General features: G+C 61.8%; 24 protein-coding genes. 13 read left to right on the forward strand and 11 right to left on the reverse strand.

From position 1 onward, the window contains the following. Positions 1-494 precede the first annotated feature (494 nt). Entirely contained in the window at positions 495-2,870 is a 2,376-nt protein-coding gene (gene ppsA / locus ACYVD0_RS10805; RefSeq protein WP_460426824.1) for a phosphoenolpyruvate synthase, read from the reverse strand. Positions 2,871-3,030: 160 nt separating this feature from the next. Between ppsA and ppsR the strand changes: the two genes are divergently transcribed. Continuing rightward, complete coding sequence (ppsR, locus tag ACYVD0_RS10810; protein WP_460426825.1) at positions 3,031-3,849, forward strand: pyruvate, water dikinase regulatory protein; 819 nt, start codon at positions 3,031-3,033, stop codon at positions 3,847-3,849. Positions 3,850-3,962: 113 nt separating this feature from the next. Here ppsR and prpD read toward each other — a convergent pair whose 3' ends face one another. The 4 genes from prpD to ACYVD0_RS10830 all read right to left on the reverse strand — a co-directional run bounded on the left by prpD (position 3,963) and on the right by ACYVD0_RS10830 (position 8,299). Continuing rightward, positions 3,963-5,447, reverse strand: coding sequence for an MmgE/PrpD family protein (gene prpD / locus ACYVD0_RS10815; RefSeq protein ID WP_460426826.1), 1,485 nt, complete (start codon positions 5,445-5,447; stop codon positions 3,963-3,965). A gap of 71 nt (positions 5,448-5,518) precedes the next feature. Continuing rightward, on the reverse strand, positions 5,519-6,646 hold the full coding sequence (gene prpC / locus ACYVD0_RS10820; RefSeq protein ID WP_460426827.1) for a 2-methylcitrate synthase: 1,128 nt from the start codon (positions 6,644-6,646) through the stop codon (positions 5,519-5,521). Positions 6,647-6,689: 43 nt separating this feature from the next. Beyond that, entirely contained in the window at positions 6,690-7,580 is an 891-nt protein-coding gene (gene prpB / locus ACYVD0_RS10825; protein ID WP_460426828.1) for a methylisocitrate lyase, read from the reverse strand. Then, on the reverse strand, positions 7,577-8,299 hold the full coding sequence (locus ACYVD0_RS10830; RefSeq protein WP_460426829.1) for a GntR family transcriptional regulator: 723 nt from the start codon (positions 8,297-8,299) through the stop codon (positions 7,577-7,579). The genes prpB and ACYVD0_RS10830 overlap by 4 nt, the downstream gene beginning before the upstream one ends. Positions 8,300-8,578: 279 nt before the next feature. On the opposite strand from ACYVD0_RS10830, the gene rloA reads away from it, so the two are divergent. The 5 genes from rloA to ACYVD0_RS10855 all read left to right on the forward strand — a co-directional run bounded on the left by rloA (position 8,579) and on the right by ACYVD0_RS10855 (position 13,922). Further along, complete coding sequence (gene rloA / locus ACYVD0_RS10835; protein WP_460426830.1) at positions 8,579-9,115, forward strand: ATP-dependent zinc protease family protein; 537 nt, start codon at positions 8,579-8,581, stop codon at positions 9,113-9,115. A 5-nt stretch (positions 9,116-9,120) separates the two neighbouring features. Next, positions 9,121-10,647, forward strand: coding sequence for an inactive transglutaminase family protein (rloB, locus tag ACYVD0_RS10840; RefSeq protein WP_460426831.1), 1,527 nt, complete (start codon positions 9,121-9,123; stop codon positions 10,645-10,647). Positions 10,648-10,653: 6 nt separating this feature from the next. Beyond that, positions 10,654-11,637 carry an alpha-L-glutamate ligase-like protein gene (locus tag ACYVD0_RS10845; RefSeq protein WP_460426848.1) on the forward strand — a complete coding sequence of 328 codons (984 nt, stop codon included), beginning with the start codon at positions 10,654-10,656 and terminating at the stop codon, positions 11,635-11,637. A 96-nt stretch (positions 11,638-11,733) separates the two neighbouring features. After that, on the forward strand, positions 11,734-13,068 hold the full coding sequence (gene pabB, locus ACYVD0_RS10850) for an anthranilate synthase component I family protein (RefSeq protein ID WP_460426832.1): 1,335 nt from the start codon (positions 11,734-11,736) through the stop codon (positions 13,066-13,068). Positions 13,069-13,187: 119 nt separating this feature from the next. Beyond that, entirely contained in the window at positions 13,188-13,922 is a 735-nt protein-coding gene (locus ACYVD0_RS10855; protein ID WP_460426833.1) for a phosphoadenylyl-sulfate reductase, read from the forward strand. Between the two features lie 19 nt (positions 13,923-13,941). Here the strand turns inward: ACYVD0_RS10855 and cysB are convergent, their stop codons facing one another. Then, a complete protein-coding gene (gene cysB / locus ACYVD0_RS10860; RefSeq protein WP_460426834.1) occupies positions 13,942-14,916 on the reverse strand; it encodes an HTH-type transcriptional regulator CysB in 975 nt (324 codons plus the stop codon). A 383-nt stretch (positions 14,917-15,299) separates the two neighbouring features. Here cysB and ACYVD0_RS10865 point away from each other — a divergent pair, with 383 nt between their 5' ends. After that, on the forward strand, positions 15,300-16,376 hold the full coding sequence (locus ACYVD0_RS10865; protein WP_460426835.1) for a 3-deoxy-7-phosphoheptulonate synthase: 1,077 nt from the start codon (positions 15,300-15,302) through the stop codon (positions 16,374-16,376). A gap of 67 nt (positions 16,377-16,443) precedes the next feature. Here the strand turns inward: ACYVD0_RS10865 and ACYVD0_RS10870 are convergent, their stop codons facing one another. Next, a complete protein-coding gene (locus ACYVD0_RS10870) occupies positions 16,444-16,710 on the reverse strand; it encodes a GNAT family N-acetyltransferase (protein WP_460426836.1) in 267 nt (88 codons plus the stop codon). A gap of 403 nt (positions 16,711-17,113) precedes the next feature. On the opposite strand from ACYVD0_RS10870, the gene ACYVD0_RS10875 reads away from it, so the two are divergent. After that, on the forward strand, positions 17,114-17,368 hold the full coding sequence (locus ACYVD0_RS10875; protein WP_460426837.1) for an Lpp/OprI family alanine-zipper lipoprotein: 255 nt from the start codon (positions 17,114-17,116) through the stop codon (positions 17,366-17,368). 111 nt (positions 17,369-17,479) lie between these two features. Here ACYVD0_RS10875 and ACYVD0_RS10880 read toward each other — a convergent pair whose 3' ends face one another. From ACYVD0_RS10880 to ACYVD0_RS10890, 3 genes are all read right to left on the reverse strand, one after another. Then, the gene (locus ACYVD0_RS10880) at positions 17,480-18,427 is read right to left on the reverse strand and encodes a L,D-transpeptidase family protein (protein ID WP_460426838.1); all 948 of its coding nucleotides are present in this window, start codon (positions 18,425-18,427) and stop codon (positions 17,480-17,482) included. A 65-nt stretch (positions 18,428-18,492) separates the two neighbouring features. Beyond that, positions 18,493-18,786 (reverse strand): hypothetical protein, encoded by a 294-nt coding sequence (locus ACYVD0_RS10885; RefSeq protein ID WP_460426839.1) that lies wholly within the window; start codon positions 18,784-18,786, stop codon positions 18,493-18,495. 92 nt (positions 18,787-18,878) lie between these two features. Then, complete coding sequence (locus ACYVD0_RS10890; RefSeq protein ID WP_460426840.1) at positions 18,879-19,487, reverse strand: arylesterase; 609 nt, start codon at positions 19,485-19,487, stop codon at positions 18,879-18,881. A gap of 10 nt (positions 19,488-19,497) precedes the next feature. Between ACYVD0_RS10890 and ACYVD0_RS10895 the strand changes: the two genes are divergently transcribed. From ACYVD0_RS10895 to thpR, 4 genes are read left to right on the forward strand one after another with little or no spacing between them, the layout of a single operon-like run. Then, a complete protein-coding gene (locus ACYVD0_RS10895; protein WP_460426841.1) occupies positions 19,498-20,178 on the forward strand; it encodes an ABC transporter ATP-binding protein in 681 nt (226 codons plus the stop codon). Beyond that, on the forward strand, positions 20,179-22,680 hold the full coding sequence (locus ACYVD0_RS10900; RefSeq protein WP_460426842.1) for an ABC transporter permease: 2,502 nt from the start codon (positions 20,179-20,181) through the stop codon (positions 22,678-22,680). It abuts the gene before it with no gap. A 55-nt stretch (positions 22,681-22,735) separates the two neighbouring features. Further along, positions 22,736-23,233, forward strand: coding sequence for a transcription elongation factor GreB (gene greB / locus ACYVD0_RS10905; RefSeq protein WP_460426843.1), 498 nt, complete (start codon positions 22,736-22,738; stop codon positions 23,231-23,233). Positions 23,234-23,256: 23 nt separating this feature from the next. After that, on the forward strand, positions 23,257-23,787 hold the full coding sequence (gene thpR, locus ACYVD0_RS10910) for a 2'-5' RNA ligase family protein (RefSeq protein WP_460426844.1): 531 nt from the start codon (positions 23,257-23,259) through the stop codon (positions 23,785-23,787). Between the two features lie 13 nt (positions 23,788-23,800). Here the strand turns inward: thpR and ACYVD0_RS10915 are convergent, their stop codons facing one another. Beyond that, the gene (locus tag ACYVD0_RS10915) at positions 23,801-25,228 is read right to left on the reverse strand and encodes an MltF family protein (protein WP_460426845.1); all 1,428 of its coding nucleotides are present in this window, start codon (positions 25,226-25,228) and stop codon (positions 23,801-23,803) included. A gap of 222 nt (positions 25,229-25,450) precedes the next feature. On the opposite strand from ACYVD0_RS10915, the gene ACYVD0_RS10920 reads away from it, so the two are divergent. Further along, positions 25,451-26,263 (forward strand): amidohydrolase family protein, encoded by an 813-nt coding sequence (locus tag ACYVD0_RS10920; RefSeq protein ID WP_460426846.1) that lies wholly within the window; start codon positions 25,451-25,453, stop codon positions 26,261-26,263. Positions 26,264-26,395 lie beyond the last annotated feature (132 nt).

Raw genomic sequence — 26,395 nt, forward strand, 5'->3', positions numbered from 1 at the left:
GCCGATGCGATCTCCTTCGTAACCCAGCTTGAACAATACCAGCCCCGGACAGAGCCCGGCCGCTGGCCAAGTCGAACTCGATGCCGCGCCGGCGACAGCGCAGCGCCCAGCCGCCCAGCCGCCCAGCCGCCCAGCCGCCCAGGGTTGCATCCTACAGTCCGCACCCGGATGCGGGCAGCAGTTCGCCAACAACAGGGGTGATCGTCGACGATCAGCGGCAAAAGATTGCGTTCGGCGATCCGAAGGCTCGCCGACAACCGCCGTGCAGGTTCAGCAACTGCTCGAGTGCAACGGACATGACGCCTCCATCGATAGTGGCATGATTGCGGGCGCATTTGGCGGCATATCTTAGCGGTGAGCTTCACGAGATGAAATGCCGGAACGAAGGATAAAGATGCAAATGGAAACGACATACGTCGAATATACAAATCCACAAGCGAAAAAAGGGCGGGAACCAGCCCACCCTTTTTTCGATCACCGCACAGCATCTGGAATCAGCTCGCCAATTGGCCCTCGGCCAGGAAGAACCAGGTATCGAGCACCGAGTCCGGGTTCAACGATACACTGTCGATTCCCTGCTCCATCAGCCACTTGGCCAAATCCGGGTGATCCGACGGCCCCTGGCCGCAGATGCCAATGTATTTGCCGGCCTTGTTGCAGGCCTGGATGGCGCTGGACAGCAACTTCTTCACAGCGGCGTTCCGCTCATCGAACAGGTGAGCGACGATGCCTGAATCGCGGTCCAGGCCCAAGGTCAGCTGGGTGAGATCGTTGGAGCCGATGGAGAAACCATCGAAGTGCTCGAGGAACTCCTCGGCCAGCAGCGCGTTGGACGGCAGCTCGCACATCATGATTACGCGCAGACCATTCTCTCCACGCCTGAGGTCATGGCTGCCGAGCAGGTCGATGACCTGACTGGCCTCGCCCACAGTGCGCACGAAGGGGATCATGATCTCGACGTTGCTCAGCCCCATCTCGTTGCGCACCTTCTTGATCGCCTGGCATTCCAGTTCAAAGCAATCGCGGAAGGATTCGCTGATGTAGCGCGAGGCACCACGAAAGCCAAGCATTGGGTTCTCTTCTTCCGGCTCGTAGAGTTTGCCGCCGATCAGGTTGGCGTATTCGTTGGACTTGAAATCGGACATGCGCACGATGACCTTCTTCGGCCAGAAAGCCGCGGCCAGGGTACTGATGCCCTCGACCAGCTTCGCAACATAGAAGCCGACCGGGTCGTCATAGCCGGCGATGCGCTTCTCGACGCTGGCCTTGATTTCCGGCGGCAGGCTGACGAAGTTCAGCAGCGCCTTGGGATGCACGCCAATCATGCGGTTGATGATGAACTCCAGGCGGGCTAGACCAACGCCCTCGTTCGGCAGCTGGGCGAAATCGAAGGCCCGGTCCGGATTGCCGACGTTCATCATGATCTTGAACGGCAGCTGCGGCATGGCATCGATGGAGTTCTTGCGGATATCAAAACCGAGTTCGCCTTCGAAAATGTAACCGGTATCGCCCTCGGCGCAGGAGACGGTCACGCCCTGGCCATCCTGCAGCACGCTGGTGGCGTTGCCGCAACCAACGACCGCCGGGATGCCCAGCTCGCGAGCGATGATCGCTGCATGACAGGTACGCCCGCCACGGTTGGTGACGATGGCGCTGGCGCGCTTCATGATTGGCTCCCAGTCCGGGTCGGTCATGTCGGAGACCAGCACGTCGCCCGGCTGAATCTTGTCCATTTCGGCGATATCGTGGATCACCTTGACCGGGCCGGAACCGATGCGCTGGCCGATAGCACGCCCCTCGACCAGGATGTTGCCCGTTTCCTTCAGCAGGTAGCGCTCCATCACGGTGGCGCTGCCTCGACTCTTCACGGTTTCCGGACGGGCCTGGACGACATAGAGCTTGCCATCATCACCATCCTTGGCCCATTCGATGTCCATCGGACGACCATAGTGCTTCTCGATGATCAGCGCCTGCTTGGCCAGCTCGGTGACTTCGGCGTCGCTGATGCAGAAGCGGGCACGATCCTCGCCACTCACCTCGACAGTCTTCACCGACTTGCCGGCCTTCGCCTCTTCGCCGTAGACCATCTTGATCGCCTTGCTGCCCAGGTTGCGGCGCAGAATGGCGGGGCGACCGGCTTCCAGGGTCGGCTTGTGCACGTAGAACTCGTCAGGGTTCACCGCGCCCTGTACCACGGTTTCGCCGAGACCGTAGGCACCCGTGATAAATACCACATCACGGAAACCGGATTCGGTATCCAGAGTGAACATCACCCCGGCGGTGCCGGTTTCCGAACGCACCATGCGCTGCACGCCGGCAGACAGGGCAACCAGCTTGTGGTCGAAACCCTGGTGTACCCGGTACGCGATAGCACGGTCGTTGAACAGGGAGGCGAAGACTTCCTTCGCCGCGCGGATCACGTTGTCCACGCCCCGAATGTTGAGGAAGGTTTCCTGCTGACCGGCAAAGGAGGCGTCAGGCAGGTCTTCCGCAGTAGCGGAGGAACGCACTGCCACGGCCAGATGATCGTTGCCGCCCGCCATTTCAGCGAAGGCCTTGCGAATATCGGCATCGAGCAGGGCAGGCAGATCGGCTTCCATCACCCACTGGCGTATCTGCGCGCCGGTCTTGGCCAGTGCATTCACATCATCCACATCCAGCGCGTCGAGTGCTGCATGGATACGCTCGTTCAGACCGCTTTGCTCGAGGAAGTCACGGTAGGCCTGGGCGGTAGTGGCGAAGCCCCCGGGAACCGATACGCTGGCGCCGGACAGGTTGCTGATCATTTCGCCCAGGGATGCGTTTTTGCCCCCTACTCGCTCCACATCGTGGACGCTGAGCTTATCAAGGGAAACTACGTATTCTACCAAGATGAATTCTCCACTAAGGGTTGGGAAGCTCAGGGGGATCTTTCCGCACAATTCTGGCTTGACCCAGGGAAATAAGTGACAATGTCGGGCAAGGAATACCTAGCAATGCTGGGGCTTATCATAGCCTAACTATCGTCATATCCTTAAGGCCAAGGGTGCAATGAAACGAACCGCTTTCTTCATCTCCGACGGCACTGGCATCACCGCGGAAACCCTTGGCCAGAGCCTGTTGGCGCAGTTCGAGAACATCTCCTTCACCAAACTCACGCGCCCCTACATCGACACGACGGAAAAAGCACGCGGCATGGTGCAGCAGATCAATACTGCGGCAGAGAAGGATGGCGCCCGGCCGATCATTTTCGACACCGTCGTCAACCAAGAGATCCGTGACATTCTGGCCAAATCCAACGGATTCATGATCGATATCTTCTCGACCTTTCTCGCTCCACTGGAGCATGAGCTGGTTTCCCACTCCTCCTACTCCGTAGGCAAATCACACTCCATCGGCCACAACACTCACTACATGGAGCGCATCGAGGCGGTGAACTTCGCCCTCGACAATGACGACGGCGCCCGTACCCACTACTACGACAAGGCCGATCTGATCCTGCTGGGCGTCTCCCGTAGCGGCAAGACTCCAACCTGCCTGTACATGGCCATGCAGTATGGCATCCGTGCCGCCAATTACCCACTCACGGAAGAAGACATGGAGCGCCTGCAGCTGCCGACAGCCCTCAAAGCCTATCGGGACAAGCTGTTCGGCCTGACCATCGACACCGAACGCCTGGCCGCTATTCGCAACGAGCGCAAACCCAACAGTCGCTACTCCAGCTTCGCCCAGTGCGAGTTCGAGGTACGTGAGGCGGAAAAACTACTGCGTCGCGAAAATATTCCCCACATCAATTCCACCCAGTTCTCGGTAGAAGAGATCTCGGCAAAAATTCTTGTCGAGAAGGGTGTGGAGCGGCGCCTGAAATAGCTGCACGCCAAAACGGGATACCGTGCGGCAAACCCTCGCCACAACAAATCTGAAAAAAGCCGGAGCCATCAGGCCCCGGCTTTTTCGTGTCACTACCGCCTGTGCTCTGAAGATCAGATCATGAACAGATCGACGAAGCGGTTGACCGGGGTGCTTTCCAGCGCAGCCTGGTCCTTGCACAGCTCGAAGAGCTGCACGCAGCGCTGACTCGGGAAACGGGTTGCCAGGTTGGCCTTGAACTTCTCCTCCAGCAGCGGGATACCCTCCTCTCGGCGGCGGCGGTGGCCGATTGGGTATTCGACAGCGACCTGCTCGGTGCTGCTGCCATCCTTGAAGAACACTTGAATGGCGTTGGCGATGGAACGCTTGTCGGCTTCCAGATACTCGCGGCTATAGCGCTCGTCCTCGACAATCACCATCTTCTCGCGCAGCTCGTCGATGATTGGGTTTGCGGCGTGGAAGTCATCCTCGTACTGCTCGGCCACCAGGTTACCGAAAGCCAGCGGCACGGCGGTCATGTACTGGATGCAGTGGTCACGGTCGGCGGCATTGGCCAGCGGACCGACCTTGGAGATGATGCGGATCGCCGACTCATGAGTGGTAATGACAATCTTCTCGATTTGATCCAGCTTGTTCTTGACCAGCGGATGCAGCTTCACCGCAGCTTCGGCGGCAGTCTGGGCATGGAACTCGGCCGGGAAGCTGATCTTGAAGAGCACATTCTCCATCACGTAGGAGCCAAAGCCCTGCAGGAAGCTGAAGTGGCGCTTGTCTTCCGGCTTGGTCGCCAGATCCTTATTGGTATGGCTGAACAGCACGTCATAGAAGCCCCACTGCGGAGCGGTCAACACGCCCGGGATGCCCATTTCGCCACGGATGGCGATGTCGGCCAGGCGCACACCGCGGCTGGAGGCGTCACCGGCAGCCCAGGACTTGCGGGAGCCGGCGTTCGGCGCGTGACGGTAGGTGCGCAGTGCCTGGCCGTCGACGAAGGCATGGGACAGCGCGGACAGCAACTGCTCGCGATGGGCGCCCATCAGCTTGGCGCAGACGGCGGTAGAAGCTACCTTGACCAGCATGACGTGGTCCAGGCCGACGCGGTTGAAGGAGTTTTCCAGTGCGATCACGCCCTGAATCTCGTGAGCCATGATCATGGCTTCCAGTACGGCGCGCATGGTCAGTGGCGCCTCGCCCTGGGCCACGCGCCTCTGCGAGAGATGGTCGGCTACAGCCAGGATGCCGCCGAGGTTGTCGGACGGATGCCCCCACTCGGCCGCCAGCCAAGTGTCGTTGTAGTCCAGCCAGCGCACGATGCAGCCGATGTCCCAGGCCGCCTTGACCGGATCGAGACGAAAGCTGGTGCCCGGCACGCGAGCGCCATTCGGCACCACGGTGCCCTCGACGATCGGGCCTAGGTGCTTGGTACACTCGGGGAAGCGCAGGGCCAGCAGGCCGCAACCGAGGGTGTCGATCAGGCAGTTGCGGGCGGTGTTCAGGGCTTCCTTCGAAGTGATCTTGTAGTTCAGGACATAATCGGCGATGTCCTGCAGAACCTTGTCGTAATCAGGGCGGTTGTTGAGGTCGACGTTGGCGCTCATGGTTTTTCCTAGAGATTGCAGGGAAAGAGTTGTCAGGGCCAGCCCGTAGCAGGCCGGCCCCTGAGATAGAGTCAGCGCTTGTCCAGAGGAACGTAGGGACGCTCGGCGACCCCGATGTACTCGGCGCTCGGGCGGATGATGCGGTTGTTGGCGCGCTGCTCGAATACGTGGGCGGTCCAGCCGGAAACCCGCGAGCAGACGAAGATCGGGGTGAATAGCTTGGTGGGGATGCCCATGAAGTGGTAGGCCGAGGCATGGAAGAAATCGGCGTTGGGGAACAGCTTCTTCTGCTCCCACATGGTCCGCTCGATGGCTTCAGAAATCGGGTACAAGACCTTGTCACCTACGTGCTCGGCGAGCTTCTTCGACCAGCCTTTGATCACCTCGTTGCGCGGATCGGAATCCTTATAGATGGCATGGCCGAAGCCCATGATCTTGTCCTTACGCTCGAGCATCTTGAGCAGCTCAGCCACTGCCTCACCGGGTGAGCCGAAGCGCTCGATCAGCTCCATGGCCGCCTCGTTGGCGCCGCCGTGCAGCGGGCCGCGCAGCGAGCCGATGGCGCCGGTGACGCAGGAGTATAGGTCGGACAGGGTCGAGGCGCAGACCCGGGCAGTGAAGGTGGAGGCATTGAACTCGTGCTCGGCGTAGAGGATCAGCGACACGTTCATCACCTTGGCATGCAGATCGCAGGGCTTCTTGCCATGTAGCAAGGCCAGCAAGTGACCGCCGATGGTCACCTCATCGGTGACGCAGTCGATGCGCACACCCTCATGGGTGAAGCGATACCAGTAGGTCATGATGGCCGGGAAGGCGCCCAGCAGGCGATCGGCGACATCGTGCTGCTGATCGAAGTCGAGCTCCGGCTCCAGGGTCCCGAGAACGGAAGCACCGGTGCGCATCACATCCATGGGATGAGCGTTGGCCGGAATGCGCTCGAGCACTTCCCTCAGCGCCTGGGGCAGGTCACGCAGGCCCTGCAGTTTTGTCAGGTAGGCATCCAGCTGGGCATGGGTCGGCAACTCGCCGTACAGCAGCAGGTAGGCCACCTCCTCGAACAGCGCGTCCTTGGCCAGTTCACGCACATCATAACCACGGTAGGTCAATCCAGCTCCCGCCTGACCGACGGTGGACAATGCAGTCTGGCCGGCGACCTGGCCACGCAGACCGGCACCACTCAATACTTTTGCTTCAGCCATTGCTCTCTCCTCTTGAATTTATTCTGGATGCGACAACAAGGTTTCAGCCGTTCTTCTTCTGAGCGAACAGCACGTCGAGCTTCTGCTCGTAGGTGTGATAGTCGATGCGATCGTAGAGCTCCATGCGGGTCTGCATGGTGTCGACCACATTCCTCTGGCTACCGTCGCGGCGAATCGCGATATAGACGTTCTCGGCCGCCTTGTTCATGGCGCGGAACGCCGACAGCGGGTAGAGCACCAGGGACACGTCGACCAAGGCCAGCTCCTCTGTGGTATACAGCGGCGTGGCACCGAATTCGGTGATATTGGCCAGGATCGGTGCCCTGGCTCGGTCGGCGAAGGTCTTGTACATCGCCAGTTCGGTGATGGCCTCGGGGAAGATCATGTCGGCACCCGCCTCGATGCAGGCTTCGGCGCGATCCAATGCCGCCTCCAGGCCTTCCACTGCCAGCGCGTCGGTGCGTGCCATGATCACGAAGCTGTCGTCGGTACGGGCATCCACCGCCGCCTTGATCCGGTCGACCATCTCCTGCAGGGAGACGATTTCCTTGTTCGGCCGGTGACCGCAGCGCTTGGCCCCCACCTGATCCTCGATATGGATGGCGGCGGCACCGAACTTGATCATCGACTTGACGGTGCGGGCAACATTGAAGGCCGAGGAGCCGAAGCCGGTATCGACGTCGACCAGCAGCGGCAGGTCGCACACGTCGGTGATACGGCGTACATCGGTCAGCACGTCGTCCAGGCCGGTGATGCCCAGGTCCGGCAAGCCCAGAGAACCGGCCGCCACCCCGCCACCTGACAGGTAGATGGCCTTGAAGCCGGCGCGCTTGGCCAGCAGCGCATGGTTGGCATTGATGGCACCAACCACCTGCAGCGGGTGCTCGCTGGCGACGGCATCGCGGAAACGTTGCCCGGCAGACGTCTGAGTCATGACTTACCCCTTTTATTGGCTGTATTCACCTGAGCGTCCTCATAGTGACGCTCCATGTTGCGCCGGGATGCAGCAATGTGCCGGCGCATCAGCAGCTCGGCCAGTTCGCCGTCGTGATCGGCAATGGCATCGAGAATCCGGTGGTGTTCGTTGAAGGCCTGGCGCGGCCGGTTGGGCGTGGAGGAGAACTGGATGCGGTACATACGCACCAGCTGATACATCTCCCCGCAGAGCATGCGCATCAGCGTCTGGTTGCCGCTACCCTGGATAATCCGATAGTGGAAATCGAAATCGCCCTCCTGCTGGTAGTAGCCGACACCGGCCTGGAAGGCTGCATCGCGCTCATGGGTATCCAGCACCCGGCGCAGCTCATCGACCCCGGCCTGGGTCATGCGCTCGGCCGCCAGCCGGCAGGCCATACCCTCTAGGGATTCGCGGATTTCATAGAGCTCGATCAGTTCCTGGTGGCTGAGCGAAACCACTCTGGCCCCCACATGGGGCACCCGAACCAGCAGCTTCTGCCCTTCCAGGCGATGGATGGCCTCGCGCAGGGGACCACGACTGATGCCGTAGGTCCGCGCCAACTCGGGCTCGGAGATCTTGCTGCCCGGGGCGATCTCGCCCTTCACGATCGCCGCCTGGATGCGCCGGAAGACATGCTCGGAGAGCGTCTCGGAGTCGTTCGGGATACTTTGGGATGAGTAAGTAGCATCTAGCATATTGTCGACACTTTGTGTTTTTATTGTGCAGAAAATAGGCTGCACAGATCTATATGTCAAATAAAAACATACCATTGTCGACAATAGTTGCAAGGCGTGCTTCTCTCCGCACCTCTCGCAGACCCGGGGTAACGGATCTGTCGATGTGGGAAACCCGTGCTAGAATGCGCGCCGCGTGCGGCCGGGGCCTTGCCCACATCCGCACGCTGCACATAGGCATGTTGGATCCACTCGCCAAGCCGATGCCTGAATCGTTGATTGCTTCCGTCTATAGGACCTATGAGATTCCAGCCCCTTGCCCTTCTGTCTTGTCTGCTGCTCATTCCCGGCCTGCTCTCTGCCGCCGAGAAGACCATCTTTGGTCTGAACGAATACGTGTTGCTGCCTGAACTCAAGCTGGAGGTCGTGGCCAAGCTGGACACGGGGGCCGAGACAGCGTCGCTCAGTGCCCGCGATATCAGCCGCTTCAAGCGCAACGGCGAAACCTGGGTACGCTTCTACCTGGCCATCGACGATAGCCACGCACATCCCATCGAGCGGCCGCTGGCACGAATCAGCAAGATCAAGCGCCGATCTGGCGACTATGACCAGGAAGAAAGCAAGACCTACACAGCTCGTCCGGTCGTCGAGCTGGACTTCTGCATGGGCGATAGCCTGCGCACCATAGAGGTAAACCTGACCGACCGGAGTGCATTTCAATATCCGCTGCTGATCGGCTCCGACGCACTCGCACGCTTCGGCGCTCTGGTCGATCCGGGCATTAAATATGCAACCGGCAAGCCCGGCTGCACCACTGTTGCAAATTCCGCCGAGTAATATGCATGCGCGCTCTCAACCTGCATTTGAAAATACTGATCGTCCTGTTGGTATCGATCGGAGTTCTGGTCACGGCGCATCAGATCTTCGTCTTGGGCATCCCGGTGACCGAAGACGAGACCGACGACCTGTGGAACATCGATGCTCGCGTCGAATTTCAGGCCAATCCCCGCGAGCCAGTGAAAGTGCAGATGTTCGCTCCGCCACTCAACCAGGACTACGTCAGCCTCAATGAGAGCTTCATCTCCAACAACTATGGGGTGAGCGTCAACCAGGTCGACAACAACCGCCGGGTGACCTGGTCGGCGCGGCGCGCCAGCGGCAAGCAGACCCTCTACTATCGCCTGGCCCTCACTAAGCGCTATACGGGCGACTTGCCCAAGCCCAAGGGGCCGATTTTCCGCGATAGCATCCCACTGGAGGGTGCCGAAAAGATTGCCGCCGAAGCCCTACTGGCACCCATCCGCGAGCATTCGGCCGACGTTGAAACTTTCATCGGCGAGACCATCAAACGGGTCAACAACCTCAACGACGACAATGTCAAGCTGCTCTCTGCCGGCAATACTTCGACTTCGAATCGGGTCCGCATTGTTGAGCTCCTGCTGTCCTTCGCCCACGTGCCGATGGAGCGCGTACATACCCTGCGCCTGATCGCCGACCAGGCGATCAGCCCCGAACTCTGGATTCGCAGCTTCAATGGCAAGAAATGGCTGTACTTCAACCCGGACAGCGGCGAACAGGGCCTGCCGGCTGACCGCCTGATCTGGTGGACCGGCGACGAGCCCCTGATCAGCGTGGATGGCGGCAAGCAGGCCCAGGTCAACTTCACCCTGAACAATAGCGAGCTGAACGCCATCGGCCTGGCCAAGATGACCGACCAGAATACCGACGCCGACTTCCTCGAATACACCCTGTACGGCCTGCCGCTGGAAACCCAGCAGACCTACCAGATCATAGTCATGATTCCGATCGGCGTGCTGTTAATCCTGATCTTGCGCAACCTGATCGGCATCCAGACCCTTGGCACCTTCACTCCAGTCCTGATTGCCTTGGCCTTCCGCGAAACCCAGGTGGGCTTCGGCATCATCCTGTTCACCCTGATCACCGCCCTCGGCCTGTCTCTGCGCTCCTACCTCGAACACCTCAAGCTGCAGATGCTTCCACGCCTGTCGGTGGTATTGACCTTCGTGGTGGTGCTGATCGCCATCATCAGCCTGTTCAGCCACAAGCTCGGTCTCGAGCGCGGCCTGTCGGTGTCACTGTTCCCAATGGTGATCCTGACCATGACCATCGAGCGCTTGTCGATCACCTGGGAAGAGCGCGGCGGCGGCCATGCCTTCAAGGTCGCCCTCGGCACCATCATCGCCGCCTCGCTGGCCCACCTGCTGATGAACATTCCGCAGCTGACCTACTTCATCTTCACCTTCCCGACGGTGCTGCTGATCTTGGTTGGCTTCATGCTGGCGATGGGGCGCTACCGTGGCTACCGCCTGACGGAGCTGTTCCGCTTCAAGGCCTTCCTGAAGGACTGAGTCATGATCAACCTGTGGAAGAGATGGAAGGCCCTGGAAGCCAAGGGCATCATGGGCATCAACCGGCGCAATGCGGACTATGTGCTGAAGTACAACAAGCGCAGCCTGTATCCCATCGTCGACGACAAGATCATCACCAAGCATCGCGCCATCGAAGCCGGCATTCATGTACCCGAGCTCTACGGGATCATCGAGACCGAGAAGGAAATCGAGACGCTCGATCAAATCATTGGCGAGCACAGCGACTTCGTGATCAAGCCGGCCCAGGGGGCCGGCGGCGACGGCATCATGGTCATCGCCGACCGCTTCGAAGGCCGCTACAAGACGGTTTCCGGCAAGATCGTCACCCATGACGAGCTCGAACATCACATCTCCAGCATCCTCACCGGCCTCTACTCCCTCGGCGGACACCGGGACCGGGCGCTAATCGAGTACCGGGTCAAGCCGGATCCGATCTTCAAGAGCATCAGCTACGAGGGCGTACCGGACATCCGTATCATTGTGCTGATGGGCTACCCGGTGATGGCCATGTTGCGCTTGCCGACCCGCCAGTCCAGCGGCAAGGCCAACCTGCACCAGGGCGCCATCGGCGTCGGTGTCGATCTGGCCACAGGCATCACCTTGCGCGGCACTTGGCTGAACAACAAGATCGCCAAGCATCCGGACACCACCAATCCGGTGGACGGCGTGCAATTGCCCGACTGGGGCGGCTTCATGAAGCTGGCAGCCGGTTGCTACGAGCTCTGCGGTCTCGGCTACATCGGCGTGGACATGGTGCTAGACGAGATCAAGGGGCCGCTGATCCTCGAACTCAACGCTCGTCCCGGGCTAAACATCCAGATAGCCAATGATGGTGGTCTGGCTCTTCGCACTCACGCGATTGAGGCCCGCCTGGCCGAATTGAAGGAGCACGACATCCAGGAGACGCCCGAAGAGCGTGTGCGCTTTTCCCAGGAGCTGTTCGGCCACGTCTCTGCCACCGCCGTCTGATCCCCCGCCCCCTTACGGGGGCGGATTACCTTGGGAGGCCGGCAGTCTGGCCCCTCTGGCGCTACAATCAGACTTTGCCACAATCGACGCACCCGCATGCCCAGTTGCCGTACCCATGCTCTTCCCTATAGTGCCGATCCAGCCATCTACTTCGAGAGAATCCGCCAGGCACCCGGCGCCGTGCTGTTCGACAGTGGCCAGCCGGCGTCGCAGCGGGGGCGCTACGACCTGCTCAGCGCCTGGCCCCTGGCCCGGCTCAGCCCCGAGCCCGGCGAAACCGGCAGCGACTTCCTCCACCGCCTGCGCCAGGCGACTGCGAGCCTGGGCTACGCAAAGGTACGCGGGCTTCCTTTTGCCGGCGGCCTGATGGGCTACCTGTCCTACGACTTTGCCCGTCGCCTGGAGCGTCTGCCCGCTACGGCCCACGATGATCAGGAGCTTCCCGATGCCGAGCTCGGCCTATATGCCTGGGCGCTGATCAGCGATCATCATTCGAGAACTACCGAACTGGTCTGTCATCCCAGCCTGGACAGCACCGAATGCGAGCGTCTGCAGCAGTTATTTGTTGTACCAGCCAAAATCCAAGCAGCAGAATTCCACCTCGATGCGGATTTCACACCAGACTTGACCTCCGACGACTACCGCCTGGCCATCGAGCGCATTCTCGCCTACATCCAGGCCGGGGACTGTTATCAGGTGAACTTCGCCCAGCGCTTCCAAGCATCCTTCCGTGGCGATCCCTGGGCAGCCTACAAGGCCCTGCGTCAAGCCTGCCCGACGCCCTTCGCTGGATACCAGTCCCTGGGTGAGGGTGGCGCCATTCTCAGCTTCTCGCCGGAACGCTTTTTGCGAATCACGCATGGACAGGTAGAAACCCGGCCGATCAAAGGCACCCGACCGCGCGGTCGCAACGCCGAGGAAGATCGGCTGTTCGCCGACGAGCTCCGCAACAGCCCCAAGGACCGCGCCGAAAACCTGATGATCGTCGACCTGCTGCGCAATGACCTGAGCCGCAGCTGCCAGCCCGGCTCGGTGCGCGTTCCCGAACTGTTCGTCCTGGAGAGCTATCCGAACGTGCACCATCTGGTCAGCTGTGTCTGCGGTGAACTGGCTCTCGGGAAGGATGCCCTGGACCTGCTCGCCGGCAGCTTTCCGGGGGGATCCATCACCGGCGCGCCAAAAATCCGTGCCATGCAGATCATCGAGGAACTGGAAGGCAAGCGCCGCTCGGCCTACTGCGGCTCACTGTTCTATCTGGATGTGCGCGGCGAGCTCGACAGCTCGATCATCATCCGCACCCTGCTGGCCCGGAATGGACGGATCAGTTGCTGGGGCGGCGGCGGCATCGTTGCCGACTCGGACTGGGAAGCGGAATATCAGGAGTCCATCACCAAAGTGCGGACGCTGCTGGAAACCCTCCGCGAGTTGTAATCGCTCATAACGAAAATGAATTCGCCACTCGAGATCGATTATTTAGGGGGAAAACTTCCCTTTGCTAGTATTTGCGACGCACAATCCCCAGCCGCTCACGATACTAGGAAAACCGCCTGATGAAGCAAGCCGTGAATACCGCCGAGCTGGCCGCTGCCTGCGCCGGCAAATCGCCCCAGGAAATCCTGCAGACTGCCTTCGATCATTTCGGCGAAGAGCTGTGGATCTCCTTCAGTGGCGCCGAGGACGTCGTGCTGGTCGATATGGCCTGGAAGCTCAACAAGAATGTCAGGGTCTTCACCCTGGATACCGGCCGCCTGCACCCCGAGACCTACCGTTTCATCGAGCAGGTGCGCGAGCACTATGGCATTGCCATCGAAGTACTCTCGCCCGAGGCCCACCTGCTTGAACCCCTGGTCAGGGAAAAGGGGCTATTCAGCTTCTACAAGGACGGTCATGGCGAATGCTGCGGCATCCGCAAGATCAAGCCACTCAGGCGCAAACTGGCCACGGTAAGCGCCTGGGCCACTGGGCAGCGCCGCGACCAGAGCCCTGGCACCCGCAGCCTGGTGGCCGAATTCGAGGTGGATGGCGCCTTCTCCTCGGCGGACAGCCCCCTGTACAAGTTCAATCCGCTGGCACAGATGAGCAGCGAAGAGGTCTGGGGCTATATCCGCATGCTCGAGGTCCCCTACAACCCTCTGCATGAGCGGGGCTACATCAGCATCGGCTGCGAACCCTGCACCCGTCCGGTATTGCCCAACCAGCACGAGCGCGAGGGCCGCTGGTGGTGGGAGGAAGCCACCCACAAGGAATGTGGACTGCACGCCGGCAACTTGACCGGCAAGAGCTGATCCGCGGCGGTCCGCCCCGTCAGTACACTGGCAGCTCGACCCCCTCGAACAGTTCGTCCAGCTCGGCCCTGTTGTGGCATTGCATGGCCTTGCTCAAGACCGATCGGGTGAGGTGCGGAGCGAACTTCTCGATGAAGTCGCACATGAACCCGCGCAGGAAAGTACCACGGCGGAAACCGATCTTGGTCACGCTGGACTCGAAGAGCTCGCTGGCATCGAGAACAACCAGATCGCCGTCGAGCTTCTCATCTATCGCCATCCGGGCCACGATGCCCACACCAAGCCCGAGCCGCACATAGGTTTTGATGACATCGGCGTCGGCGGCGGTAAATACCACCCTGGGGGTCAGGCCGCGACTGAGGAAGGCTTCATCCAGCTTGGAACGCCCGGTGAAGCCAAATACATAGGTGACGATCGGATATTCGGCCACCGCCTCCAGCGTCAGCTTGGGCAACTTGGTCAGTGGATGCCCGTGAGGCACCACCACACAACGGTTCCAGCGGTAGCAGGGCATCATGATCAGGTCACTGAACAGTTCCAGTCCCTCGGTGGCGATGGCGAAGTCGACGGTTCCATCGGCCGCCATTTCAGCGATTTGCATCGGCGTGCCCTGATGCATGTGCAGAGAAACTTCCGGGTACTGCTGGATGAAAGCACTGATCACCGGAGGCAAAGCATAGCGCGCCTGTGTATGCGTCGTTGCGATGGACAGGGTGCCCTTTTTCTCGTTGGAGAATTCCTGAGCGATCTGCTTGATGCTTTCCACCTTGCGCAGGATTTCCCCGGCGGTGGTGATGATCCGCTCGCCAGCCGGTGTCACCCGCGTCAGGTGCTTGCCGCTACGCGCGAAAACCTCCACCCCCAGTTCGTCCTCGAGGAGACGGATCTGCTTGCTGATGCCGGGCTGCGACGTGTAGAGGCTTTGGGCGGTAGCTGAGACGTTGAGATCGTGGTGCGCAACTTCCCAGATGTAACGCAGTTGCTGAAGCTTCATGGCTGTCCCTCAAACCAAGATAACGAACGCCCGCAAAATGACAGCATTTTTATAACCATTATTGATAGTTTACCGAATAAAGCCAGACGCCTCGTCACCTCAATAGCTTTCCTGCGCTCAATCGACCAATCACCGCCAAGCGCACGGAGGGCGCACCTGCACGGAACAGGTGCACGGCAGGAGCCGAATCCGTATCACGGCAGCTCTGCCCATGCAGGGGGAAACCGACGCCCTCCCTTTCATTCTCTCTCGGTATTCTCCAAAAGCCCATTGTCGACGCTGCGCATAACGCGTTAAGGTTCCTTCTTTCCCATTGCCTCACATGCCGTGCCCCGCCGCGCGGGGATGCTGGCGGCTGGCACAGTGACCTGATGAGTAACCCAATGGCCGATTTACCGATAAATGACATAAATATTGTCTCCAACGACCCCCTGATCACCCCAGATCAGCTCAAGGCCGATATTCCCTTGAGTGCCGCCGCCATGAACACCGTCTCCCACGGTCGCGAAGTCATCCGCAACATTCTCGATGGTAAGGACCATCGTCTGTTCGTGGTTGTCGGGCCATGCTCCATCCATGATGTCAAGGCGGCGCATGAGTACGCGGAACGGCTGAAGATCCTTGCCGCAGAGGTCTCCGATACCCTGTTCCTGGTGATGCGCGTCTACTTCGAGAAACCCCGCACCACCGTTGGCTGGAAAGGCCTGATCAATGACCCCTATCTGGACGACACTTTCAAGATCGAAGAGGGGCTGCACATCGCTCGCCAGCTGCTACTCGATATCGCCGAAACGGGACTGCCGACCGCAGGCGAGGCTTTGGATCCGATCTCTCCGCAGTACCTGCAGGATCTGTTCAGCTGGTCGGCCATCGGCGCCCGCACAACGGAGTCCCAGACACATCGCGAACTGGCCTCCGGCCTGTCGTCTGCCGTCGGCTTCAAGAACGGCACGGATGGCAGCCTGACCGTAGCGATTAATGCACTTCAGTCGGTGTCCAGGCCCCACCGCTTCCTGGGTATAAACCAGTTGGGCAGCGTCTCCATCGTTGCCACCAAGGGCAATACCTACGGGCATGTCGTTCTGCGCGGAGGCAACGGCAAGCCCAACTACGACTCAGTCAGCGTTGCCATCTGCGAGCAGGAGCTGAACAAGGCTGGCATCCTGCCGAATATCATGGTGGACTGCAGCCATGCCAACTCGAACAAGGATCCAGCCCTGCAGCCCCTGGTAATGGCCAACGTCGCCAACCAGATCCTCGAAGGCAACTCATCCATTATCGGCCTGATGGTGGAAAGCAATCTGGGCTGGGGCAGCCAGTCGATCCCCGCAAACTTGAGCGACCTCAAGTACGGGATTTCTGTCACCGATGCCTGCATCGACTGGGAAGCTACGGTCACGGCAGTGCGCGACATGCACACCAAGCTCAAGGATGTCCTGTCGAAACGGAAACGCCCCTGACCACCAGAAACAACGACGCCGGGGATGATCACCCGGCGTTTTGCTGTTCGTGCCAGCCCTTTCAAGGCTAATGCTGCTGGCGCTCCATGTAGCGCTCGACGTACGAGCAGGACGGAATCACCGTGTAACCCATGCGTTTGGCATAGTCTAGCGCCTCGGCAGTCAAGGCAGCCGCGATACCGCGACCGCGCAAGGAAGTGGGAACATAGGTACGGTAGATATCCAAGGTATTCTTCCCCAGGTCCATATAGGCCAGATAGGCGCGATGCCCATCTATGATAGCCTCGAATTGATGTCCGGCCTGATCATGGTGAATGGATAATGCCTCGCTCATTCCGTTTCCCCTTAAGCTTGTCTTATTTTTGTACGCTTCGTACCTTACGCTCTTTCCCCACCGAAGAAACACCCTGCACCGGCCTCGCACGAACGTGGGCAACTGCTTTTCGTTTTCGGTGTAGCACGCGTCGAGGAGAGCCACCTGTTTATCCGATGAGCAGTGATGGTACAAGAATAATCCATTAAGCGCCCTCAAGCCTCGATAGATCCTTTTGCATACACAATTTTTGGATAATTTTTAGTCAATTTCATGAATTCCTTGAAGCCGCCTCAAAAAAACATAGCGGTCTTGTGCATGCTCAGTTTACTTACTAAAAGTTATAGGTAGTATGTTGCTCGGCGAATTTCCCTCGCACGGGAAATTGCTTTTAAGATGAAAGCCACCTCAAAAGGGGAACACAATGAACAACGCTCTGAAAATTTCCGCTCTGACCCTGGCCGCCCTGCTGGCCGCAGGTTGCAGCAGCGCCGCCAAAGAAGAAAGTGAAGCTCGCATCACCGCCACCGAAGATGCAGCTGCTCGCGCCCAGGCTCGTGCTGACGAAGCCTACCGCAAGGCCGACGAAGCTCTGTCAGCCGCTCAGCGCGCTCAACAGACCGCTGACGAAGCCAACGAGCGCGCCCTGCGCATGCTGGAAAAAGCCAGCCGCAAGTAATTGTTCCTTTAGAGACAAGAAAGCCGACCCACAAGCGGGTCGGCTTTTTATTTGAAGACCTCAAATAAGATCGGTGCTGCGCTGTCAACTCGCTCAAACCACGGGCAGTTCTCAGATATCCATTCCATTAGTGCTGACCAGACCCGACTTCCCGGATATTTCAACCGGCAAGCCATCTTCCGCCGCCACGACTTCTCGTACAACTTCCCAATCCAGCCGCCACTGGCCCAGCAAGTCATTGCGCTTGAGCAACTCGTCAACCAGCGCCGCATGCTTGTCCACCACGGAAGACTTCACCGGCTCGTCCTCTAGCGGAGCATGGGCCTCGAGGTAAACCTTGCCACCCGAGATGCCGAACTTGTATGGCTCGTTGATGATGCGCACTTTGGTGCCCACCGGCACCATGCTCGCCAGCTCCAGCACGTTGTGGTTCAGCATGCGGAAGCAGCCATGGCTGACTCGCATGCCGATACCGAATTTCTTGTTCGAACCATGGATCAGATAGCCAGACAAGCTCAAGGTGAACTTGAAAGGCCCCAACGGATTGTCCGGACCAGCTGGAACTATGGCCGGCAGCGGATCGCCGTCGGCGGCATGCTCCTCGCGAATCGATTTCGGTGGATACCATGCCGGGTCCTTGATCTTGCCGGTGATGCGAGCTTCGGCGACAGGAGAACCCCAACCCTCACGCCCGATTCCCAAAGGATAGGTATGCACCACATTCTGATCCTTGGGAAAATAATACATGCGGTACTCGGCCAAATTGATGACGATTCCCTCCCTGGGACCGGGCGGCAATATGTAGCGCGTCGGCAGGAGCACCTCGGTCCCCCCCCCCGGCAGCCAGGGATCCACGCCTGGGTTGGCCGCGACCATTTCCAGGTAGCCGATGTCGTTGGCCTGACCGATATCGGCGAAGGTGTCCTCGTACTTGGCCTTGATGACCTGTACCTGCCCGACCACATCCTCGCCAGGCGGAGGGAGCGGCAACTCCAAGGCCGCCAGAGGAGCACTCAGCAGCGTCGAGAAAGATAGGGAAGCAGCAACACGCGCAAACATCGGGACAGTCCTTGGCATGGGGAGCCCAAGTGAGAATTCGTGATTGTACAGCATCATCGGCCCGTTTAGCCAAGGACCCAGGGAATCGACCAGCCCACGCAATCACCCCGGCGCTGTGCCTCCAGGGCGGCCCGGCATGCCGGACAAAGCCGGTCATCGCGCAGTAGCGGCTTGGTCAGGCCGCGCCAGCGTGGCTGTGCTGGCAGCAGGCCGCCGCACAGGGTCCGATCGATCTGGCCGCCCAGCTCCAGCTGACGGCCGGCCAGATGCAAACGTACCTCGCGACAGGCGAATAGATCGAGTTGCTCATCCGGCTCGATCAGGTAATAGGCATGCAAGGACCAGGCGGGACGAGGCATCGAGGGCTCCAGAAGGGGGCGCAACATTAGCCGAAAGAACATGCACGGAAAAGCCCGGAAAGCCCCCTTTTCGCAAAGCTCTCGCCAACCCGTCAAAGCAGCGGCTCCAAGGTAGGCCAGAGATTGTCCAGCATCCTCGGCTGGGCCTCCGCGGTCGGGTGGATGCCGTCGGCCTGCATCATTCCAGGCACCCCTCCCACCCCATCGAGGAAAAATGGCACCAGCGGCACCTGTTTCTCCTCGGCCAGGGTCGCATAGACTCGGCTGAAGGCCTGATTGTAGCGGGGCCCGTAGTTCGGCGGCAGCTGCATGCCGAGCAGCACGACCTGCGCTCCAGTGGAGTGCGAGCTGTCGATCATCACCGCAAGATTCTGTTGCAATTGTTGTGGCGACTGTCCACGCAGGCCATCGTTCCCTCCCAGCTCGATGATTACCAGCTCCGGACTGTGGCTGGCGAGCAGCGCAGGAAGGCGGGCGAGACCTCCTGCACTGGTGTCACCGCTGATAGAAGCATTCACCACCCGGTGCGCCAGTCCGCGCTCGGCGAGACGCCTCTCCAGCAGTGCGACCCAGCCCTGGCTGGTTTCCACTCCCAAAGCGGCGCTGATACTATCGCCGACGACCAGCACAGTACCCGCCAGCGCCCCTTGCGCCCAGAAGAGCAGCGAAGCCAGCGCACCGCCCAGCAACCACCCACGCATTGGAATCTCCATGAACCCGAGCATTCTCGTTGCGCAGAACCTTAGCAAAGTGGTTTCCAGTACGGAAGGCGAACTCACCATCCTCCACGGGCTCGACCTCGATCTCCCCCGCGGCGCCAGCCTGGCCATCGTCGGCAGCTCCGGCTCCGGCAAGTCGACCCTGCTCGGCCTCCTTGCCGGACTCGACCTGCCCAGCGCCGGCGAGGTTGCGCTGGCCGGCCACAGCCTCGCCGGCCTGGATGAGGACCGCCGCGCGCGGATCCGCGCCGAACATGTCGGCTTCGTCTTCCAGTCGTTCCAACTGCTCGATACGCTCGACGCCTTGGCGAATGTCATGCTCCCCCTCGAACTGGAGGGCCGCTCCGATGCCCGGGAGCGTGCCCGCGAGCTGCTTGAGCGGGTGGGGCTCGGCCAGCGCCTCGCCCATTACCCGAGGCAGCTCTCCGGCGGCGAACAGCAGCGCGTCGCCATCGCCCGCGCCTTCGCCGCCGAGCCGGACATCCTCTTTGCCGACGAACCAACCGGCAACCTCGACAGTCAGACCGGCGAGCGGATCAGCGACCTCCTCTTCGCCCTCAACCAGGAACGCGGCACCACGCTGGTGCTGGTCACCCACGACGAGCGGCTTGCCCGGCGCTGCCAGCGCTCTATACGCCTGGAAGCCGGCCGCCTGGTCGCTTCGGAGCCATGAATGGATTTGCCCTTCTTCCGCCTGCTGGGCTTGGCCGTCCGCCAGCTGCTGCGCGACGCCCGTGCCGGGGAATTGCGGGTGCTGTTCTTCGCCCTGCTGGTGGCAGTGACGGCAACCACCACCATCGGCTATTTCAGTGCTCGCCTGAATGCCGGCATGCTGCTGCGCGCTACCGAGTTCCTCGGCGCAGACCTGCGCCTGAGCGGCAGTTTCCCGGCCACTTCAGATCAGTTGGCGGTCGGCACGGCGCTCGGACTGGAGCATGCCAGCGTCGTCGAGTTCTCCAGCGTGATCGCCACCGACACAAGCATCCAGCTGGCCAGCGTCAAGGCCGCCGACAGTGCCTACCCACTGCGCGGAGAGCTGAAAAGCGCACCCGCTCCCTATCAGCCGGACACTCCCGGTCCGGGACCTTCCCCTGGCGAAGCTTGGGCCGAAGCACGCCTGCTGATCGCCCTGAGCCTCAGAGTCGGCGATAGCCTCGAGGTGGGCGAAAAGAGCCTGCGCCTGACTCGCGTCCTCACCCACGAGCCGGATCGCGCCGGCAACTTCTACAGTCTCACGCCGCGGGTGCTGATGCACCTCGACGACCTGGCCGCCACCGGCGTGGTGCAGCCTGGCAGCCGGGTGCGCTACCGCGAGCTGTGGCGTGGCAGCCCGCAGGTGCTGCAGACCTATCGCCAGCAGGTGAAGCCGCAGCTCGCTGCTGGCCAGCGCCTGGAAGATGCCCGCGCCGGCAATCGGCAGATCGGCGGTGCACTGGCCCGCGGCGAACGCTACCTGAATCTCGCCAGCCTGGCCGCAGTACTGCTGGCCGGCATCGCTGTAGCCCTGTCGGCCGCGCGTTTCGCGGCCCGTCGTTTCGATGCCAGCGCCCTGCTGCGCTGCCTCGGCCTGTCGCGGCGCGCCACTCTCGGCCTTTATGGACTGCAGCTGGGCCTGCTCGGCCTGCTCGCCTGCAGCCTGGGCGCGGGACTGGGCTGGCTGGCGCAACAGGTACTGTTCTGGCTGCTGCAAGACCTGTTGCCGACACAGGTTCCGGCCGCCGGCCTGCTGCCGGCGCTGGCCGGCAGCGCGACCGGACTGGTCGCCCTGGCCGGCTTCGCCCTGCCGCCGCTCGCTGCCCTCGGCCGGGTTCCGCCGCTGCGGGTGCTGCGTCGCGATCTCCTGCCTGTGCCGCCCGGCGCCTGGCTGACTTACGGCGCAGCCCTGCTGGCGCTCGGCCTGATCATGTGGCGGCTGAGCCTGGACCTGAGACTCACCCTGGCCCTGCTCGGCGGCGGCCTGCTCGCCGCACTCTCCCTCGGCGCCCTGTTGCTGCTCGCTCTGCGTACCCTGCGCCGCCTGCTGGCCGAGGCGCCGCTGGCCTGGCGGCTGGGAATCGGCCAGTTGCTGCGCCACCCCCTCGCCGCTGCCGGACAGGCCCTGGCCTTCGGCCTGATCCTGCTGGCCATGGCCCTGATCGCCCTGCTACGCAGTGAGCTGTTGGATACCTGGCAGAGCCAGCTTCCAGAGCAGGCACCCAATCATTTCGCTCTGAATGTCCTGCCGGCGGAAAAGGAGCGTTTCATGACAGAAGTGGCGCAAATCGCTCCGCAGAGCGCACCGCTCTACCCGGTGGTGGCAGGGCGCCTGACCGCCATCAACGGCGAGCCGGTCAAGCAGGTCGTCAGCAAGGACTCCCGCGGCGAGCGCGCCACCCAGCGAGACCTCAGCCTGACCTGGGCCGAACAGTTGCCTGCTGACAATCGCCTGAGCGCCGGCCACTGGTGGGACAAGCTCGACAGCGGCGAGCTGCCCGGAGTGTCGGTCGAGGCCGAACTGGCCGAGAGCCTCGGGCTCAAGCTCGGTAACCGCCTCACCTTCAGCGTCGGCGGCATCACCCGCGATGCCCGGGTCAGCAGCCTGCGCGAAGTGCACTGGGACAGCTTCCAGCCGAACTTCTATATGATCTTCCAGCCCGGTACCCTGCAGGATCTGCCGACCACCTACCTGACCAGCTTCTACCTGCCGCCCGGCCAGGACGCCGACGTGGTCCGCCTGGCACGCAGCTTCCCCGCGGTGACCCTGCTCCAGGTCGAGGCCCTGCTGGCCCAGCTGCGCGGCATCCTCGCCCAGGTCACCCTGGCGGTGGAATACGTACTGCTATTCGTCCTCGCCGCCGGCCTCTGCGTGCTGTTCGCCGGGCTGCAGGCAACCCTCGATGAACGCCTCCGCCAAGGTGCCCTGCTACGCGCCCTGGGCGCCGAGCGGCGTCTGCTGGTTCAAGCCAGGCGCCTGGAGTTCGCTCTGCTGGGAGCACTCAGCGGCCTACTCGCCGCGCTGGGCTGCGAACTGGCCAGCGCCCTGCTCTACCGCTTCGCCTTCGACCTGCAGTGGCATCCCCATCCCTGGCTTCTGCTGCTGCCGGCGCTCGGCGCGCTGCTGGTGGGCGCCGCCGGCCTGCTAGGTACCCGCCGCGCCCTGAACGCCAGTCCGCTGCAGGTACTGCAGGAAGGCTGAGTCCGCAGGCGGGTTTTGCTATCTTCCTTCGCCCTCTTTCGACATCGCGAAGCCCATGAGCCGTTATCGACCGCCCCGTCCCGCCGGAACGCCCTTGATCACCCCTGAAGGCGAAGCGCGCCTGCGTGCCGAGCTGCACGAACTCTGGCATGTGCGCCGCCCGCAGGTGACCCAGGCGGTCAGCGAGGCTGCCGCCCAGGGCGACCGCTCAGAGAACGCCGAATACACCTACGGCAAAAAGATGCTGCGGGAAATCGACAGCCGTGTGCGCTTTCTCACCAAGCGGCTGGAGAAGCTCAAGGTGGTCGGCGAGCGCCCTGCCGACCTGAACAAGGTCTACTTCGGCGCCTGGGTCACCCTGGAGGCCGACGACGGCGAACAGGCACGCTACCGCATCGTCGGCCCGGACGAACTGGACTTGAAACAGAACCTGATCAGCATTGACGCGCCCCTCGCCCGCGCGCTGGTCGGCAAGGCGCTGGATGCCGAGATTCGGGTGCCAACGCCCACCGGGGAAAAGACCTGGTACCTGGTCGAGATCGACTACCCTTGAGCCGAGGGCAGCGAGGGGGAGTCATGAACATCAAGAGCCTGCGCCTGTTCTTCGGCCTGCCCCTGCCGCACCGGCAGGCCGCGGAGATCGATATCTGGCGCAACGGGCTGGCACTCGACGGCCGTCTCGTCGCCAGGCGCAACCTGCACCTGACCCTGGCCTTTCTCGGCAGCCAGCCGGTCGAGCGTCTGGAGGAGCTGCAACGATTGGCCGGCCAGATACAGGGGAAAGGCTTCGAGTTGAATCTCGATCGTCTGGAGATCGGCCATCATGGCCTCATCTCCCTGGCTCCCAGCCAGCCGCCCGAAGCCCTGCTGCAGCTGGCCGGCGAGTTGCACAACGTCCTGCGTGCCGCCGGCCATTCCCCCGACGAGCGTGCGTTCTGGCCGCATCTCACCCTGGCCCGCCAGTGCCGAAAGCGCTCGGCCCTCGACAGCCCTCCAGGCTTCGCCTGGAGGGCGGAACGCTTCGTACTCTTTCATTCGACGAGCGACGAACAGGGCAGTGTCTATCACCCCCTGCTCCATTGGCCACTGGCCATGCCGAGCCGCTGAACAGGGTGCCCTGTCAATCGTCGTCGCGACTGGCGACCCGTGGCTTAGACTCCAGGACATTGCGTTCACGGTGGAAGGCGAGGAAATACTTGTTCACGCTGTTCACGTAGCTGACCACGCCCATGCCCAGCTGCTCGGCGGCAATGCGCTCGACCTGGAAGAACCACTGGTCGGGGTTCAGTCCGCGGCGCTTCGCCTCAGCCCGCAGCTGTTGCACCCGCTGCGGCCCGATGTTGTATGCCGCCAGGGTGAAGGCCATGCGTTCGCGCTCGTTGAGGCGCGGACTGGAGAAGAATTTCCGACGCAGCGAAGCCAGGTAGCGGGCACTGGCCTGAACGTTGTTTTCCAGCCGATGGATGTTGCCCACGCCGACGCTGCGTGCGGCAGCCGGAGTGACCTGCATCAGCCCGGTGGCGCTGTCGGCCCCGCGCGCCGCCGGATTCAGGGTCGATTCCTTGAAGGCGACCGCCGCCAGGTTCAGCCAGTCGAGATCGTTGCGTTTGGCATACTGCTGCAGGACCGGGCGCACCTTCTCGAGGCGCTTGCGCTCAACCCTGCCCAAGGGATTGTGCACCTTGTAGAGGCGCCGGTAGACGCGCTGGAGGACTGCATCCTGATCGGCCGGACTGCGGTAGTTCTTGAGAAAATGATCGACACTGGCGCGCAACAGGCCAGCATTGCGGCGGACGAACCAGCTCAGGTTGTCGTCCCGGGAGAAGATCACCTCGGACTCCACCTGCAGTTTGGGCAGCACCTTGGCCCAGCGCTGGGCGATCGGCAACTCCACCGCGGTCAGGGGATAGATGCCAGCCTGCACCATCTCCAGCACGTCCTCCACCGCCAGGCTGGGATCGAGCCACTCGATGACGATCGGCCGCAGCTTGCGTGCTGCCAACTGCTCGTTGACCTTATGGACGGCAGCGCCGACGGCGCTGCCGGCCGGCAGCACCAAGGTCTGGCCAGCCAGTTGGTCGAGCCGCCGATAGCGGCGCGCGCCCTGGCGACCGACCAGGACCAGCGGTACCCGACTCATGATCGGCGCGCTGGGGCTGACATCGCCGTGCCCACGCAGATGAATCAGCTCGCCAGGAGCGACCAGATCGCCTTCGCCACGCTGCAGGGCGGCAATCAGTTGGTCCTTGGCCTTGGGGATGATCTCCAGGCGAAGGCTGCGACCGTCCTTGGCGGTGCGGTTGAGGTATTGCTCGAAGGCACGCAAACGCCGGTATTCGACGCCGATGGGCTGCCCATTCACTTCGCCCGAGCTGTTCCGGCTCTGATTAACCAACACCCGCAGCACGCCACTGCTGCGCACCTGTGGTAGATCGCGGACTTCCCCCGGCCGCTGCCAGGCTTCCGGCGGCCCGGCCAGACGCGCTGCCGCCGGAAACGGCAACAGACTCAACAGGCAGGCCAGAAGTAGCAGTCTTCTTATTGTCATCCGGTCTCCTGAAAACAGCGTGTGACGGACAAACCAAGGCAGTAGGAACCCCGTATCTGGAGCAAAGTTCCTCAGGGCATGAGCCACCAAGAGTCTCACGGTGCCTCACCCAGGGCCAGACCAGCTCGTCCGCGAGGATGTCAAACTACTGATTCTGCATGTCTTTTAATTGCAGCGGAGAGGCTCTGCTATGCTCCCCGCGTTCTTTTCCGAGGCATAGCCATGCAACTCGTCGATATCGGCATCAATCTGACCCACCCCAGCTTAGCCCATGACCGCGAAGCTCTGCTGGCCCACGCCTACCAGGCCGGGGTCTGCCAGCTGGTGCTGACCGGCACCAGCGTGGCGGACAGCGAACAGGCCCTGGCGCTCTGCCGACAGCTGGACGAGGCTGGCGACCACCTGTTCGCCACCGCTGGCGTCCACCCCCACGATGCCAGCGAGTGGACTCCCGACAGTGCCCGCCAGTTGCACGATCTATTGAAGGAGGAGCGAATCCGTGCCGTCGGCGAGTGCGGCCTCGACTTCAACCGCGACCTGTCCCCGCGCGCTCGGCAGGAAAAGACCCTGGAGGAACAACTGGCGCTGGCCGTCGAGCTCGGCAAGCCGGTGTTCCTCCATGAACGCGATGCCAGCCAGCGCCTGGTCGCCATTCTCCGCCACTACCGTGACAGTCTTGCAGCGGCCGTGGTGCACTGCTTCACCGGCGACCGCCAGGCGCTCTTCGCCTACCTCGACCTGGACCTGCACATCGGCATCACCGGCTGGATCTGCGACGAGCGCCGCGGCACCCACCTGCACCCGCTGGTGCGGGAAATTCCCGCCGGCCGGTTGATGCTGGAAAGCGATGCCCCCTACCTGCTGCCGCGAACCCTGCGCCCCCGGCCCAAGAGCGGACACAACGAGCCGGCCTTCCTGCCCGAGGTGCTGCACGAAGTCGCCCGCCATCGCAACGAATCCGAAGAGGCGTTGGCCGGACACAGCACGGCCTGCGCCCGGCGCTTCTTCGCCCTGCCGGAAATCCCCACCCACTGAGGCCCGGAACCGTCACGCAAGCAGTGCTGCCCTAGCACTACAGTTGCATTTTGGAAGTGAGATGAGCCCGCCTGGCCCCGGCCTGATGAGCCCTTCGCCAACATGACCAGGCAATGATCTGTGCCGGATCGA

It is taken from the genome of Azotobacter armeniacus (assembly GCF_054779355.1).

What these genes read in the sequence shown, in the direction of transcription:
- ppsR (WP_460426825.1), top strand. Translation starts at nt 3,031, where the DNA reads ATGAAACGAACCGCTTTCTTCATCTCCGACGGCACTGGCATCACCGCG.
- prpD (WP_460426826.1), bottom strand. Translation starts at nt 5,447, where the DNA reads ATGAGCGCCAACGTCGACCTCAACAACCGCCCTGATTACGACAAGGTT.
- prpC (WP_460426827.1), bottom strand. Translation starts at nt 6,646, where the DNA reads ATGGCTGAAGCAAAAGTATTGAGTGGTGCCGGTCTGCGTGGCCAGGTC.
- prpB (WP_460426828.1), bottom strand. Translation starts at nt 7,580, where the DNA reads ATGACTCAGACGTCTGCCGGGCAACGTTTCCGCGATGCCGTCGCCAGC.
- ACYVD0_RS10830 (WP_460426829.1), bottom strand. Translation starts at nt 8,299, where the DNA reads ATGCTAGATGCTACTTACTCATCCCAAAGTATCCCGAACGACTCCGAG.
- rloA (WP_460426830.1), top strand. Translation starts at nt 8,579, where the DNA reads ATGAGATTCCAGCCCCTTGCCCTTCTGTCTTGTCTGCTGCTCATTCCC.
- rloB (WP_460426831.1), top strand. Translation starts at nt 9,121, where the DNA reads ATGCGCGCTCTCAACCTGCATTTGAAAATACTGATCGTCCTGTTGGTA.
- pabB (WP_460426832.1), top strand. Translation starts at nt 11,734, where the DNA reads ATGCCCAGTTGCCGTACCCATGCTCTTCCCTATAGTGCCGATCCAGCC.
- ACYVD0_RS10855 (WP_460426833.1), top strand. Translation starts at nt 13,188, where the DNA reads ATGAAGCAAGCCGTGAATACCGCCGAGCTGGCCGCTGCCTGCGCCGGC.
- cysB (WP_460426834.1), bottom strand. Translation starts at nt 14,916, where the DNA reads ATGAAGCTTCAGCAACTGCGTTACATCTGGGAAGTTGCGCACCACGAT.
- ACYVD0_RS10865 (WP_460426835.1), top strand. Translation starts at nt 15,300, where the DNA reads ATGGCCGATTTACCGATAAATGACATAAATATTGTCTCCAACGACCCC.
- ACYVD0_RS10870 (WP_460426836.1), bottom strand. Translation starts at nt 16,710, where the DNA reads ATGAGCGAGGCATTATCCATTCACCATGATCAGGCCGGACATCAATTC.
- ACYVD0_RS10875 (WP_460426837.1), top strand. Translation starts at nt 17,114, where the DNA reads ATGAACAACGCTCTGAAAATTTCCGCTCTGACCCTGGCCGCCCTGCTG.
- ACYVD0_RS10880 (WP_460426838.1), bottom strand. Translation starts at nt 18,427, where the DNA reads ATGTTTGCGCGTGTTGCTGCTTCCCTATCTTTCTCGACGCTGCTGAGT.
- ACYVD0_RS10885 (WP_460426839.1), bottom strand. Translation starts at nt 18,786, where the DNA reads ATGCCTCGTCCCGCCTGGTCCTTGCATGCCTATTACCTGATCGAGCCG.
- ACYVD0_RS10890 (WP_460426840.1), bottom strand. Translation starts at nt 19,487, where the DNA reads ATGCGTGGGTGGTTGCTGGGCGGTGCGCTGGCTTCGCTGCTCTTCTGG.
- ACYVD0_RS10895 (WP_460426841.1), top strand. Translation starts at nt 19,498, where the DNA reads ATGAACCCGAGCATTCTCGTTGCGCAGAACCTTAGCAAAGTGGTTTCC.
- ACYVD0_RS10900 (WP_460426842.1), top strand. Translation starts at nt 20,179, where the DNA reads ATGGATTTGCCCTTCTTCCGCCTGCTGGGCTTGGCCGTCCGCCAGCTG.
- greB (WP_460426843.1), top strand. Translation starts at nt 22,736, where the DNA reads ATGAGCCGTTATCGACCGCCCCGTCCCGCCGGAACGCCCTTGATCACC.
- thpR (WP_460426844.1), top strand. Translation starts at nt 23,257, where the DNA reads ATGAACATCAAGAGCCTGCGCCTGTTCTTCGGCCTGCCCCTGCCGCAC.
- ACYVD0_RS10915 (WP_460426845.1), bottom strand. Translation starts at nt 25,228, where the DNA reads ATGACAATAAGAAGACTGCTACTTCTGGCCTGCCTGTTGAGTCTGTTG.
- ACYVD0_RS10920 (WP_460426846.1), top strand. Translation starts at nt 25,451, where the DNA reads ATGCAACTCGTCGATATCGGCATCAATCTGACCCACCCCAGCTTAGCC.